The sequence below is a fragment of the Massilia arenae genome (assembly GCF_008014745.1).
Lineage (GTDB): Bacteria > Pseudomonadota > Gammaproteobacteria > Burkholderiales > Burkholderiaceae_D > Telluria > Telluria arenae.
Genome location: NZ_VPFD01000025.1, coordinates 1 through 12,820 on the forward strand (window position 1 = coordinate 1; position 12,820 = coordinate 12,820).

Consider the following 12,820-nt stretch of genomic DNA (forward strand, 5'->3'; position numbering starts at 1 on the left):
GATCAAACTGAACGGCCTGAGTCCTGTGCAGTACAGAACCCAGGCCGTCTAAGCGAGCATCCAACCGTCTCAGTTTAAGGGGTCACATCAGAGGCGGGAACCCAAGTTCTGCAAATGCTGTCGAGATGCGAGCACACTTGGGTCCCCGCCTTCGCGCGCCTTCGCGGGGACGACGGGGTTTAGCTTAACGTGTACGATTAAGCGAACGTGACGACCTTGTTGCGGCCACCGGCCTTGGCCTGGTACAGCGCCGCATCGGCCGATGCGACGAGTTCCTGCGCAACGCCCTCGATCGCGTTGTCGCGCGCGAAATCCGACAGCGCGGCGACACCGATCGACACCGTCACGTCGACCCGCTCGCCACCGCCCAGGCTCACCGGCTCGGCAGCCACGCTGGCGCGGATGCGCTGCGCGACCATGCTCGCGCTTTCCAGGTCGGCATCGATCAGCAGCACCACGAATTCTTCGCCGCCGAAGCGGCCCAGCGCATCCGACATGCGCAGCTCGGCCTTGATGCGGCCGCACACCTCGCGCAGGACGTCGTCGCCGCCCTGGTGGCCGACCGTGTCGTTGACGCGCTTGAAGTGGTCGATGTCGATGTACATGCAGGACAGGCGATAGCCCTGGCGCCGCGCGCGCGCGATCTCTTCGAGCAGGCGGCGGTCCATGTAGCGGCGGTTGTAGACGCCGGTGAGCGAATCGGTGAGGCCGATGTATTTCAGCATCTCGTTGCTGATCACGTTTTCGAGGCAGATCGCGATGATCGAGCCCATGTGCTCGACGAAGTCGGTACCCAGGTTCGGCGTGAAGCGGGCCGGATCGGCGCTGCCCAGGTTCAGGCTGCCGATCAGGCGCGTATTGCGCAGCAGCGGCACCAGGGCCACGCTCTGCAGGCCGGCGGGCGGATGCGGGAACACGGCGCAGTGCTGCGACGGCGCATAAGGCCCCAGGATCGGACGCGGACGGCGCTCGGGCGACATGTCGAAGCCGAGTTCGACCGCATGCTCGCAGAACATCAGGTTGGGGAACCCCTCGAAATCGACGCCCAGGCGGTGCATGACGGTATAGATGTCGGCATCCGGGTCGACCAGCGACAGGGTGACGGTGTCCAGCTCCGAGATCACCGGCAGCGTGCGGAAGATCGTGCCGACCAGTTCCGGAAAGCTGCCGGCGCCGACGATCTGCAGGTCGAAGGCCTGGTGGCGGCACATGATTTCGTGGTTGCGTTCGGCCTGCTCGAGCAGGTACGCCATGCGCGCGCGCAAGGTCTCGTTTTCCGCCATCAGTTCTCGCGTCGACGCGCTCGGCTCATGCATGGAGCATTCCTTTCAGCAATAACCGTAACATTACGCCATCCACTCTTGCTTGGATATGAAAAACCGCCTGTCGGCATCGGGGAAGATGCGGGAATAGGCGATTTTGCGACACTGTTGCGGTGCCGCCGACGTTCGCCTTGTCGTCGTACTTACCGTTGTACTTAGAAAGCAAGCTCGGCGTTTAGTTCCTGGCCCACGCGCAAAATGCGGCCGATGCCGTCCTCGACGATGACGTTCATGCCCAGCGTGACGGCGCCGTCCATACGGGCGTTGGCGCGGTAGGTTTGCAGGATGTCGAGCGGGTCGGGGCCGGGGATGCCGGTGGCCTGGTCGACCGACGGAATCGGGCAGCGGGCGCAGGGTTTGACCGGGCGCAGTTTGATTTCGCCAGCGGAGAACTCGGCCACGAAGTCTTCTTCGAAGGCGTCGATTCCGTCCACGACCATATTGGGACGAAAGCGGTTCATGGGCAGCGCGGCACGGCCGGCGTTTGTTAGCTTGGCGTTCAGGTCGTCGAGCGAGGACTGGCCGATCAGCAGGATCGGGTAGCCGTCAGAGAAGCGGGCGGCGGCGGGCAAGCCGCCAGTCCATGGGCTGATCTTCGGACGCACGACGTCGGGGCGGAAGCGCACCAGGCGGCATGGAGCGCCGACGGCGTCGGAGAACCAGACAGAGACATCGTCGCCGCAGTCGGCGGCCAGGACGTGGTCGTCCCAGATGAGCACTTCGATCGCCGGCGCGTCGAGGTCGTGCGCCAGCGGCAGGCGGATTGGCGCCATGCCGGGCGCTTCGACCACCAGATCTTCACCTTCGACGCGCGGCGCGATGGTCGCCATGCGCGGGTATTCGCGCTGGGTCAGGAACAGGCCCTCTCTCGTTACCACCATCCATTCGCGGTCATGTACGCCGTTTGCCGACAGGCCGTCGAGGGCGAGCGTCGCTTCAGGCACGGACAGGCCGGCGCAGGACTTGATCGGATAAAGGAGGAGTTCAGTGACGGTGGCCATGCTGTGATCGGGATGGTATGAAGCCAACAGTATGGCAGCATTCGGCGCCGCCGGCACGATCCCGAAGGCGGATTCCATCGAACCCGCCCTGCCCCTGCTAGCCCTCGACCGTTTCGCGGCTGCGTTCCACCAGATACGTCGCCAGCAGGCCGGACGGCAGCGCGGTGCGGCTGGCATCGAACACCTTGCGGTTGCCGATGACGATGAAGCTGTCCCTGGCGCGCGATACCGCGACGTTGAGCATGTTCGGCTTCTGGTCGAAGAAGGCGCCGCCATTGAAACTCTCGCCATAGGTCGGCGAGAACAGCACGATGGCGCGCTCGGCGCCCTGCAGCGCGTGCACGGTGCCGACGGTCAGGCGGCTGTCCTTGCGCAGCAGGTCCGGCATGTCGCGGCGCAGGCGCCGTTCGATGGCGCCTGCCTGCGCCGCGAACGGGGTCACGATGCCCACCAGCTTCCAGATCGGCGTCGGCTTGCCCGCGTCATCGAGGTAATGCCGTTCGATGTCGGCGCGGTGGGCCTTGAGCCAATCGACGACCGCGGCCGCTTCGAACTCGTTGTAGCGACTGCCGCCGCGCCGCGCATCCCTGCCGCCGACGTGAATCAGCTCGAATGGCGGCAGGATCCGCTCCGCCGGCGGCAGCGATGCGCGTTTCGGTTCGAGGCGGCCCGCGTAGATCAGCCGGTTGCAGTAATCGATCAGTTCCGGCACACAGCGGCGGTGTTCGGTCAGCATCAGGCCGCGCACGTCCTCATACTGCTGGACCGCGCAGCTGCGGTTGGCGATGCGCATCAGGCTGCCGCTGGCCGATGCATAACCGCCCTGCTCAAGGCGGTCGTAGGCGGGGTCGTGGAAGGCCGGCGCCAGGCCGAACTTGACGGCGTTGGCGCGGTCGGTCGCTTCGCCGCTGTTCCAGACCGGCTCGATCTGGAAGGTGTCGCCGACCACCATCGCGCGCCGCGCCAGGGCGAACATCGGCGCGCCGATATCGGGCGAGACCTGCCCCGCCTCGTCCACCACCAGCAGGTCGATCGTGTTCCAGAACGGCATGTCCTCGCCTTCCCAGGCGGTGAAGAACGACGGCGCCATGTGGAAGTTCGACACCAGGCAGGGAGAGAGCTTGGCGAAGCGGCGGTACTTCGCTTCCAGCTTGCTGCGCCCCTTCGTATCCTTGATGCCGCTCCTGATCCGGTGCCGCACTTCCAGGATCCACTGGCCCGACCAGTACCAGTCGGCGACGGCGAACATGCGCGCGCGCACCTTCTTGTCCAGGTGCTCGTTCAGGTTGGCCAGGCTGGCGTCGAGCAGTTCCGGATCGTCGCCGGCCACGTCGCGCCAGGCGGCGAAGGCGCTGGTGATGCGTGCGCGCTCCGTCTCGGCCCGCGCCATCTCCTGCTTGACCTCGTCCCCCTGGCGTGCAAGCTCCCCTTTCAAAGCGAGCAGCTCGGCCGCGGTATCGTTCTTGTGCTGCAGTGCTTCCTTCTTGAGCGTATGGAAATGCCCCGGCACGCCGTCGGCGCGGTGCTGGAGGTCGGCAGTCAGCGGATGCGCCATCAGCACCTGGCGGTCGCGCGCCATGCGGCGCCGGCGCACGGCCGGCACGAAACTAAACAGGTCGAGCCAGATCGAGGCATCGGCCAGATAGGCCGCCCATGCCTTCTCGGCCTGCATGATGTCGTCGCGGCGCGCCTCGTAGGCGCGCAAGGCGGCGTCGGCGGCCTGTTCGCTCTCGTCCAGACGCGCGCGCAGTTGCGCCAGCAGTTCACGGCAACGCGTGAGTTCCTCGTTCAAGGTCGCCAGCAAGGCGCGGTACGAGGCGACGGCGCCGTCGTCGACATCCTGGCCGAGCGCATGGAACAGGGTATGGCGTGCCGCCACCAGCGTGTCGAGGTGGGCGGCCAGCGCTTTCAGTTCGGCGTGCAGGTCGTGGACCACGGTGCCGACGCCATCGCCGCGCCGCCTGAAATGCATCGCCGCGCAGTCGAGGTAATGGCGCTCCGCCGCCGCCAGCATTTCCGGCGTCTCGAACTCCTCGAAGGGATGGCTCTTGCCGGTGCAGACCGGATGCTCGGTCTGGCGCGATTCGGACGCCAGGAACAGCCCGAAGCCGCGCCCGTAAGGGTGCCAGCGCCGATGCCCGGTCTCGGCCGAGATCTTCGCGAAGCTGTCGAGCACGTTCTCGACCGCCTTCACATTGGTCGAGGCGACCACGATCAGTGGGCAATCGCCGCCGGCCAGGGCCGCATCGACCCAGAGCTGGGCCACCACGCTGTGCAGCAAGGTGGTCTTGCCGGTGCCGGGCGGACCGTTCACCGCCAGGATCTGCCCCTCGGCCAGGCGCTGCAATTCGACCATCGCCGTGCGCTGGGACGGCGACAAGTGGTGAAGCGGATGCATGTGGCCGACCGTCTGGCCGTCATACGGCGCGGTCTGCTGCAGCGGCAGCGGTGCGCGCGCAAGCCGGTCGGCGACGGTGCGCAAGGTGTCGAGCAGCGGCGTGGGCGGCCCCTCGGCGATGATGCGGTCGTACAGCTTCAGGAGATGCCGCGCGACGATCGGCGGCTCGTAGGGCATGCCGTGCCAGCCCGACACCAGGCGGTGCTCGTCCAGCGCGAAATTCGGCAGCCGCTGGCCTGGCTCGGCCGGCGCCATTGCGCAAAGCCCGGGTAGCCCGGCCCCCGTCACGGCTTCGAACAGGCGCGCCGCCACGTGGAAGGTATCGCCCATGCCGGTGGCTTGCTCCGGCAGCGCGCCGATGAATTCATCGACACTGGCCAGCGCGCCAACCGACGTGCGCTGCAGGGTCGGTTCCAGCAGCTCGCGCGGAATCCACGGCATGCGCTCGGGGTCGGGCGACAAGACGCCTTGGCGGTCCAGCAGGCAGGGAATGCACAGCACCGAGGCGCCCTTGTGCAACTCGGCGCCGTCCTGCTTGGCGCCATGGCTCGCTTCCAGCGCCAGCCGGGCCGGGATCAGTACGAAGGGGATGCGGCCGGCCCGTTCCAGCTTGCTGGCATTGAACTGCGCCTCGATCCAGCTCGCCAGGTCGGGCGCGGCTTGCGCGACCCGCCACGCGCCGTCGTTTTCCGTGAGTGCGATCGGTTTGCTGTCGGGTGCTACCTCGGGATGGAGCAGGCTTACTTCGGCCAGCGCGGCACGCCAGTACGGCAAGGGCAGCAAGCGGTTCTGGACTGTATCGTTCATGTTTTCCTGTAGCTCAACCGTATCCAGACGGCATGCCTTATTGTTTTTGTATAAGCCAAAAAGCAACAAGCCCTTCGGAAGGAAGGGCTTGCGTAGGGTTGGGCGCAGCGCGCGCCCGGTGGATCAGACGTTGAACAGGAAGTTCAGCACGTCGCCATCCTTGACGATGTATTCCTTGCCCTCGGCGCGCATCTTGCCCGCTTCCTTGGCGCCCGACTCGCCCTTGTAGGTCAGGAAGTCATCATACGAAATGGTCTGCGCGCGAATGAAGCCGCGCTCGAAGTCGGTGTGGATCACGCCCGCGGCCTGCGGCGCGGTGGCGCCAATCGCCACGGTCCAGGCGCGCACTTCCTTCACGCCGGCGGTGAAGTAGGTCTGCAGGCCCAGCAGCTTGAACGCCGCGCGGATCAGGCGATCCAGGCCCGGCTCGTCCATGCCCATATCGCCCAGGAAGTCGGCCTTGTCGGCGTCGTCCATCTCGGCGATCTCGGATTCGATCGAGGCGCAGATGGCGACGATCGGGGCGTTCTGCTTGTTGGCGAACTCGGTCAGCTGGTCGAGCAGCGGATTGTCCTTGAAACCGGTATCCGACACGTTGGCCACGAACATCGCCGGCTTGGCGGTGATCAGGTGCAGCGGGTAGATGATCGCCATCTCTTCGGCATCCAGGCCGATGGTGCGCACCGGCTGGCCTTCGTTCAGGTGCGGCAGCACGCGTTCGAGCAGGGCGACCAGCTTGGCCGCGTCCTTGTCACCCGAGCGCGCCTTCTTCTGCTCGCGGTGGATGGCTTTCTCGACGGTGCCCATGTCGGCCAGCGCCAGTTCGGTCTGGATGACTTCGATATCGTCGATCGGGCTGACCTTGCCGGCCACGTGGATCACGTTCGGATCTTCGAAGCAGCGCACCACGTTGACGATGGCGTCGGTTTCGCGGATGTGCGACAGGAACTGGTTGCCCAGGCCCTCGCCCTTCGACGCGCCGGCCACCAGGCCCGCGATGTCGACAAATTCGACGATGGCCTTGACCACGCGTTCCGGCTTGACGATCGCGGACAGTGCGTCGATGCGCGGATCCGGCACCTCGACCACGCCCACGTTCGGCTCGATGGTGCAGAACGGGTAGTTTTCAGCCGGAATGCCGGCCTTGGTCAGTGCGTTGAACAGGGTGGATTTGCCAACGTTGGGCAGGCCGACGATGCCGCATTTGAGGGTCATGGATACTCTTCCTAATTCGATAAGCGCGAGCGATCGATGAACCGCTCTAAACCCTGCATTGTAACCCGGACCGGGCCGGCTGCCGCAAAAAACGGCGCTTTCCGCGCCTGCCGCAACGGTCGGGTTTTCACAATGACAAGCTAGATCGGCTTGATGCGCCCTGGGTCCGGCCGCAGGGCGAATTCGGCCAGCTCATCGCGCAACCGCTCCCCTTCCCCGATCGCCCTCTTCCAGGTGCGCACGCGCTCATCGTGATCCAGGCCGTAGAACTTGAAATCGGCGCGGTCCGGCAGTTTCCCGCGCGGCAGCGTGCGCAGGAATTCGTCGGACGGCGCCACCAGCAGCACGTTGTCGAGCCAGCCACGATTGGCGCCGCGCGCCGCCCTCCGCCACGGGAATCCTTTATCCAGCCAGCCCGGCACGATGTGCTCGGTGAAATGCGGGTACAGCACCAGCTCGCCCTTCGCCCGCGAATACGGCAGCGCCAGGTGGTAGTCGATGATGCCGCCGTCCCAGTAACTGCCGGCGGGCGCCTCGGCGATGCCGGTCACCGCCTTCATGATCAGGGGCAGCGTGCCCGAAGCGAGCAGTCCGGCCGCCAGGTTGTCGCGCGTGAGCGTCGTGAAATGCGTATTGAAACTGTCGAAGCGCTCGCGCAGCCATGGCGCCTGACTCCGCGCATCGCCAATCACCACCCGCTCCATCAGGCGCCCCAGCCAGGCGCGCGAGCCGGCGTTGTGCAGCGCCGCCGACAGGAAGCCGCGCATCTCGGCATAGCGGTGCGCGGGCGCCGCCAGCGAACGCAGCCCGCGCACGGTCAGCAGGTGCAGCCGGTAGTGCTCGTGGTTGACGATGTCGTCTTCATGCCCACGCACCAGCTCGCCCAGCAAGGCTTGCACGACCTCGTCGATGTCCTGCGGCGTGGGCTTGAGACGCGTGTAGCGCTGGCCCGCGTACAGCTCTCCCAGCAGGGCGAAAGCCTTCACTGGATCCTTCTGGCAGGCGGCCGCCATGCGCCAGGCGCCGATCGAGGCGCCGATCAGCGTGCGTTCGCGCGGGGCCGAAGGAAACCATTCTCCGAACATCCATTGGTCGAGCGACTGGAAGATCAATCCCTTGGGGCCGCCCGCCGCGGCCGGCACGATGGCCATGTCCTGGGCCCGCAAGCCGTATTCTGCAATCTGCGCCATGGCCAGCGGCCCGGCATGAAAAGTGAGCGCCTTCATGCCGAAATTATCGCAGGAAGCATGCACTTGCGCCCGATCAATCCTGCCACCGTACTGCTGCGTAACATGGGCCGGTCGCGTGTCCGGAGAATGCCATGCCCCTGCGCTTCGTCGTCATGCTGTGTCTGCTTCTGTGTCCATTGCTGGGCCTGCCTGCGTCTGCCAGCGCGCTCGAGGCCGACAGCGGCACCGACCGCTCGGTGGTGGTGGACCGCTACGTCCAGCATTTCGTGGTCGAAACGGGCGGCGGCTACACGCTCACGGTCGAGCAGGCCAAGACCATCGTCAACCGCGCGGCGCTGCACGAACACGCCCAGTTCTACATCGGCTACAACCAGTCGCTCGACGAAGTCGTCTCCGTCGAAGCGCATACCGAGAAGGCCGACGGCCGGCGCCTGGCGGTGCAGCCGCACCAGATCCGCGACCAGCAAGAAGCCGCCTCGCTCGACGCCCCGATGTTCCAGGACACGCGGCTCAAGATCGTCGTCTTCCCCGACGTCGAAGCGGGCGACAAGGTCGCGGTGCGCTACGTCGTGCGGCGCCACACGCCGCTGTTTCCCGGCCACTTCGAAGACCTGACCTCGGCGCGCTTCCAGCGCCAGCGCGACTTCCGCCTGATCTACGACATGCCGGCCTCGATGCCCCTGCACGCCGACGCGGTCGGCTTCGAGGCGATTGCCACCATGAGCACGCCCGCCCCTGCGCCCGGCAAGCGCCGCTACGCCTGGCGCTACGTCGACGGCGACAATGCGCGGCTGGAGGCCGATTCCGTCAGCTATCTCGACTACGGCAAGCGGCTCGCGGTCTCGACCTTCGCCGACTATGCCGCATTCGCGCGCGCCTACCAGGAGCGCGCCGCCGGCAAGGCGCTGCCCGACGACACGGTGGCGGCGCTGGCGGCCGGCATCACGGGCGCCATCCTCGACCGCCGCACGCGCGCAATCGCCCTCTCCGACTGGGTGCGCAAGAACGTGCGCTACGTCGGCGTCTACCTGGGCCCCGGCGGCGTGGTGCCGCATGCGGCGTCGAGCGTGCTGGCCAACCGCTATGGCGATTGCAAGGACCACGCGACCCTGCTCGAGGCGCTGCTGGCCAGTTCCGGCATCGACAGCACGGTGGCGCTGGTCAATAACGGCGACGCCTATCGCCTGCCCGACGTGCCGACGCTCGGCGTGCTCAATCACGCGATCGTCTACATTCCTTCGCTGCAGCTGTATCTCGACCCGACCGCCGAATCGGTGGCGGGCGGCTTTTTGCCAGCGTCGCTGCTCGGCAAGCCGGCAGTGCTGGCGCGCTCGGGCGAATTCGCGATGATCCCCTTCTTCCAGCAGGCCCGCAGCCGCACGTTTACCCAGTTCGACATCCAGCCCGACGGCGGCAGCCGCTTCAAGGTCACGCGCACCAGCAGCGGCGCCCAGGCCGAGCCCTACCGGCGCGTGGTGCGCGCCACGCCGGCGGCCGAGCGCGACCGCTTCGTCGAACGCATGCTGCAAGGGCTGGGGCAACAGGGTGGCGGCGTGCTGGAGCCGGGGGATACCGAAGGCGTGGCCGACGATTACACCCTGTCGTTCCGCGGCGCCAGCAGCGGCTTCACGCAACTGCCGGGGCCCGCAGGGCTGGCCACCACGTATAACTTCTGGGGAGGATTGGGCGACGCCGTGTTCGCGTTCACGCAGGAACCCGAGCGGCGCCAGGAGTTCGTGTGCCCGGCGATCGATGCCGAGGATGAACTACGCTTCCACCTGCCGAGGCGAGCGCAGGTGCTGGCCCTGCCACGCGCCGTCAAGGTGGAAGATGCCAACTTCGCCTACCGTTCGCACTATCAGCGGCGCGGCGCGCTGGTGACGGTCAAGCGCCAGCTCAAGTTCAGGCACACGGCGGCCACCTGCTCGCCCGACGACTACCGGCGCATGCGGCCGGCGCTCGAGCGCATGCTGCGCGACCTGCGCTCGCAGGTCGTGGTGCGGGGAGGATGAGCCAAAGAATCGAAGAGCGCGGCCTCAGGCCGTATGCAACTGCATCGTCGCCACGTCGAGCTTGCCTTCGCAGGCGAGCGGAATGATGCGCAGGCTCTTGTCGATCGATTCCTCGATCAGGCTTTGTTCTTCCTTGCGCGGGCGGTGCAGCACGAAGTCGGCCACGCCCTGTTGCAGGCTCAGGCTGCGCGGATGGCCGATGCCCAGGCGCAGGCGCCAGTATTCTTGGGTGCCGAGGGCCGCGGTGATGTCTTTCAGGCCGTTATGGCCGCCGGAGGAACCGCCCTTCTTGAGCTTGGCGACGCCGGGCATCAGGTCGAGCTCGTCGTGCACGACGAGCACTTCGTCCGGATTGATTTTATAGAAGCGCGCCAGCGCGCCGACCGACTGGCCCGAACGGTTCATGAAGGTCTGCGGCTCGAGCAGCCAGACATCGTTGCCCGAGATCGAGGTCTTGGCCACCAGGGCGTTGAAGCGCGATTCGCGCTGCAGGCGGCAACCCGGCAGGCTGTTGGCCAGGTTGTCGACCAGCCAGAAGCCGGCATTGTGGCGGGTTTGTTCGTATTCCGGGCCAGGGTTGCCGAGGCCGACGATCAGACGGATAGACATGCGTGGGTCTTTTAGGAAAAACGCGATTATCGCTCAAACCTGCCGAGCACAAAAAACAAAACCCGCCGGGCAAGCCGCGGCGGGTCTTTTCGATGCGCCACCGAAGCGGCGCGATCAGCCGATATTACTCAGCAGCGGTTTCAGCAGTAGCTGCGCCGCGTGGGATCGAGGTGGTGACGATGGTCAGGTTCTGGCCATGGGTCAGCGCGGTCACGCCTTCTGGCAGGACCAGGTCGCCGGTGTGGATCGATTGGCCGGATTCCAGCTTCGACAGATCGACTTCGATGAACTCTGGCAGTTGACCTGGCAGGCAGGACACTTCGATTTCGTTCAGCACGTGCGACACGATGGCGCCGCTCAGCTTGACTGCTGGCGAGACTTCGGCGTTCACGAAGTGCAGGGTGACCTTGGTGTGGATCGGCTTCGAGGTGTCGACGCGCTGGAAGTCAGCGTGCAGGACCAGTTGCTTGAATGCGTGCATCTGGAAGTCACGCAGCAGCACTTGCTGGGTCTTGCCGTCGATTTCCAGGTCCAGCACGGAACCGTGGAATGCTTCTTTCTTGAGCGCGTGGTACAACGCGTTGCCGTCCAGGGCGATCAGTGCCGGGGCTTCGGTGCCACCGTAGATGATGCCTGGGGTCTGGCCAGCGTTGCGCAGGCGGCGGCTCGCTCCGGTGCCCTGTTGAGTGCGGTTGAATGCGACTACTTTCATTTGAAACTCCAAAAAATAAATCGGGCCCGAATGTCGGGAAAAAAGTTTCCCGACCCGGTTGCCCAAGTGGCGACCATCCCCGCGACCAGGGACGGTCAAGAAAGAGCGCCAATGCTGCGCGCTCAAGAAATCGATACTTCGGCACTACCACAACGTCGTTCCCGCGAAGGCGGGAACCCAAGTACTGCAAGCGATGTCGAGACGCTCGCTAAATTAGGTTCCCGCCTCCGCGGGAACGACGTGCTTGGTGTAACTTATTCTGATACGTCAACGGCGCGCCGGCTGTTAGCCAGGCGCGCCGCGAATTTCAGCGACTAAAAAACTTAGTCGACGAACAGCGAAATCACCGAGTCACCCTTGACGATCCGCTTGAAGGTCTCGGCCAGCAGCGGTGCGCAGGTCAGCTGGCGGATCTTGCCGCAAGCGGCGCCGGCTGGGCTCAGCGGGATGGTGTCGGTGACGACCAGTTCGTCCAGCGGCGAGTTCGCGATGCGATCGATCGCCGGGCCGGACAGGACCGGGTGCGTGCAATAGGCAACGACTTTCTTGGCGCCGCGCTCCTTGAGCACTTCGGCGGCCTTGCACAGGGTGCCTGCGGTGTCGACCATGTCATCCATGATCACGCAGTTGCGGCCTTCGACTTCACCGATGATGTTCATCACTTCCGACACGTTCGCCTTCGGGCGACGCTTGTCGATGATCGCCAGGTCGCAACCCAGGCGCTTGGCCAGGGCGCGTGCGCGCACCACGCCGCCGACGTCAGGCGACACGACCAGCAGGTCGTCGTAGTTGCGCTTCTGCAGGTCGCCCAGCAGGATTGGCGATGCGTAGATATTGTCGACCGGGATGTCGAAGAAACCTTGAATCTGGTCGGCGTGCAGGTCCATGATCAGGACGCGCTCGACGCCGGCTTCTTCCAGCATGTTCGCGACGACCTTGGCCGAGATCGCGACACGCGCCGAACGCGGGCGGCGGTCTTGACGGGCATAGCCGAAGTAAGGAATGGCGGCGGTGATACGGCCAGCCGAAGCGCGCTTGAGGGCGTCGACCATCAGCATGATTTCCATCAGGCTGTCGTTGGTCGGGGCGCAAGTCGATTGCAGGACGAAGACGTCCTTCCCACGCACGTTCTCGTTGATCTCGACCATGACTTCGCCGTCGGAGAACTTGGAGACGACTGCTTTACCGAGAGGAATGCCGAGGCTTTTTGCGACCCCCTCTGCTAGTGCCGGATTGGCATTGCCGGTAAAAACCATCAGGTTTTCGTAAGCCATGGGAGTCCTAAAGGGTAAAAAGCGTTTGAACGGTAGAAAAACAATCAGCCGGATTAACCGGCTGATTAGCATGCTGACGCGGCGCTCGGCACCGTATCGCGATTTTCCTGCTGGACGCTAAGGCATCGACAGAACAAGAAAACTTTGGCAGGGGAACAAGGATTCGAACCTTGGTATGCCGGAATCAAAATCCGGTGCCTTAACCAGCTTGGCGATTCCCCTACACGATCTTTACTGCTTGCCGCTAGCATTTTAACTTGCTGCTCAACGCTGCGACAGG

The 12,820-nt window shown here is 65.2% G+C and carries 9 protein-coding genes and 1 tRNA gene; 1 reads left to right on the forward strand and 9 read right to left on the reverse strand.

What is annotated here, in order from left to right; genetic code table 11:
- Window positions 1–197: 197 nt before the first annotated feature.
- From FVD38_RS19915 to FVD38_RS19935, 5 genes are all read right to left on the reverse strand, one after another.
- Window positions 198–1,316 (reverse strand): GGDEF domain-containing protein, encoded by a 1,119-nt coding sequence (locus tag FVD38_RS19915; RefSeq protein WP_147936426.1) that lies wholly within the window; start codon window positions 1,314–1,316, stop codon window positions 198–200.
- Window positions 1,317–1,477: 161 nt separating this feature from the next.
- Entirely contained in the window at window positions 1,478–2,323 is an 846-nt protein-coding gene (locus FVD38_RS19920) for an MOSC domain-containing protein (protein WP_147936427.1), read from the reverse strand.
- A 97-nt stretch (window positions 2,324–2,420) separates the two neighbouring features.
- Window positions 2,421–5,528 carry a DEAD/DEAH box helicase gene (locus tag FVD38_RS19925; RefSeq protein ID WP_147936428.1) on the reverse strand — a complete coding sequence of 1,036 codons (3,108 nt, stop codon included), beginning with the start codon at window positions 5,526–5,528 and terminating at the stop codon, window positions 2,421–2,423.
- Window positions 5,529–5,651: 123 nt separating this feature from the next.
- Window positions 5,652–6,743 carry a redox-regulated ATPase YchF gene (ychF, locus tag FVD38_RS19930; protein WP_147936429.1) on the reverse strand — a complete coding sequence of 364 codons (1,092 nt, stop codon included), beginning with the start codon at window positions 6,741–6,743 and terminating at the stop codon, window positions 5,652–5,654.
- Window positions 6,744–6,883: 140 nt separating this feature from the next.
- The gene (locus FVD38_RS19935) at window positions 6,884–7,969 is read right to left on the reverse strand and encodes a patatin-like phospholipase family protein (RefSeq protein WP_187271655.1); all 1,086 of its coding nucleotides are present in this window, start codon (window positions 7,967–7,969) and stop codon (window positions 6,884–6,886) included.
- Between the two features lie 95 nt (window positions 7,970–8,064).
- Here FVD38_RS19935 and FVD38_RS19940 point away from each other — a divergent pair, with 95 nt between their 5' ends.
- Window positions 8,065–9,945 carry a DUF3857 domain-containing transglutaminase family protein gene (locus FVD38_RS19940; protein WP_147936430.1) on the forward strand — a complete coding sequence of 627 codons (1,881 nt, stop codon included), beginning with the start codon at window positions 8,065–8,067 and terminating at the stop codon, window positions 9,943–9,945.
- Window positions 9,946–9,969: 24 nt separating this feature from the next.
- Here FVD38_RS19940 and pth read toward each other — a convergent pair whose 3' ends face one another.
- The 4 genes from pth to FVD38_RS19960 all read right to left on the reverse strand — a co-directional run bounded on the left by pth (window position 9,970) and on the right by FVD38_RS19960 (window position 12,762).
- The gene (gene pth / locus FVD38_RS19945) at window positions 9,970–10,554 is read right to left on the reverse strand and encodes an aminoacyl-tRNA hydrolase (protein WP_147936431.1); all 585 of its coding nucleotides are present in this window, start codon (window positions 10,552–10,554) and stop codon (window positions 9,970–9,972) included.
- A 124-nt stretch (window positions 10,555–10,678) separates the two neighbouring features.
- The gene (locus FVD38_RS19950; protein ID WP_147936432.1) at window positions 10,679–11,266 is read right to left on the reverse strand and encodes a 50S ribosomal protein L25/general stress protein Ctc; all 588 of its coding nucleotides are present in this window, start codon (window positions 11,264–11,266) and stop codon (window positions 10,679–10,681) included.
- A 323-nt stretch (window positions 11,267–11,589) separates the two neighbouring features.
- The gene (locus FVD38_RS19955; protein WP_109345370.1) at window positions 11,590–12,540 is read right to left on the reverse strand and encodes a ribose-phosphate pyrophosphokinase; all 951 of its coding nucleotides are present in this window, start codon (window positions 12,538–12,540) and stop codon (window positions 11,590–11,592) included.
- 145 nt (window positions 12,541–12,685) lie between these two features.
- Window positions 12,686–12,762: transfer RNA gene (locus tag FVD38_RS19960), tRNA-Gln, on the reverse strand.
- Window positions 12,763–12,820: the final 58 nt, after the last annotated feature.

Coding starts and splice junctions, on each gene's coding strand:
- FVD38_RS19915 (WP_147936426.1), bottom strand. CDS start 1,316: ATGCATGAGCCGAGCGCGTCGACGCGAGAACTGATGGCGGAAAACGAG.
- FVD38_RS19950 (WP_147936432.1), bottom strand. CDS start 11,266: ATGAAAGTAGTCGCATTCAACCGCACTCAACAGGGCACCGGAGCGAGC.
- FVD38_RS19955 (WP_109345370.1), bottom strand. CDS start 12,540: ATGGCTTACGAAAACCTGATGGTTTTTACCGGCAATGCCAATCCGGCA.
- FVD38_RS19925 (WP_147936428.1), bottom strand. CDS start 5,528: ATGAACGATACAGTCCAGAACCGCTTGCTGCCCTTGCCGTACTGGCGT.
- FVD38_RS19940 (WP_147936430.1), top strand. CDS start 8,065: ATGCCCCTGCGCTTCGTCGTCATGCTGTGTCTGCTTCTGTGTCCATTG.
- FVD38_RS19935 (WP_187271655.1), bottom strand. CDS start 7,969: ATGAAGGCGCTCACTTTTCATGCCGGGCCGCTGGCCATGGCGCAGATT.
- FVD38_RS19920 (WP_147936427.1), bottom strand. CDS start 2,323: ATGGCCACCGTCACTGAACTCCTCCTTTATCCGATCAAGTCCTGCGCC.
- pth (WP_147936431.1), bottom strand. CDS start 10,554: ATGTCTATCCGTCTGATCGTCGGCCTCGGCAACCCTGGCCCGGAATAC.
- ychF (WP_147936429.1), bottom strand. CDS start 6,743: ATGACCCTCAAATGCGGCATCGTCGGCCTGCCCAACGTTGGCAAATCC.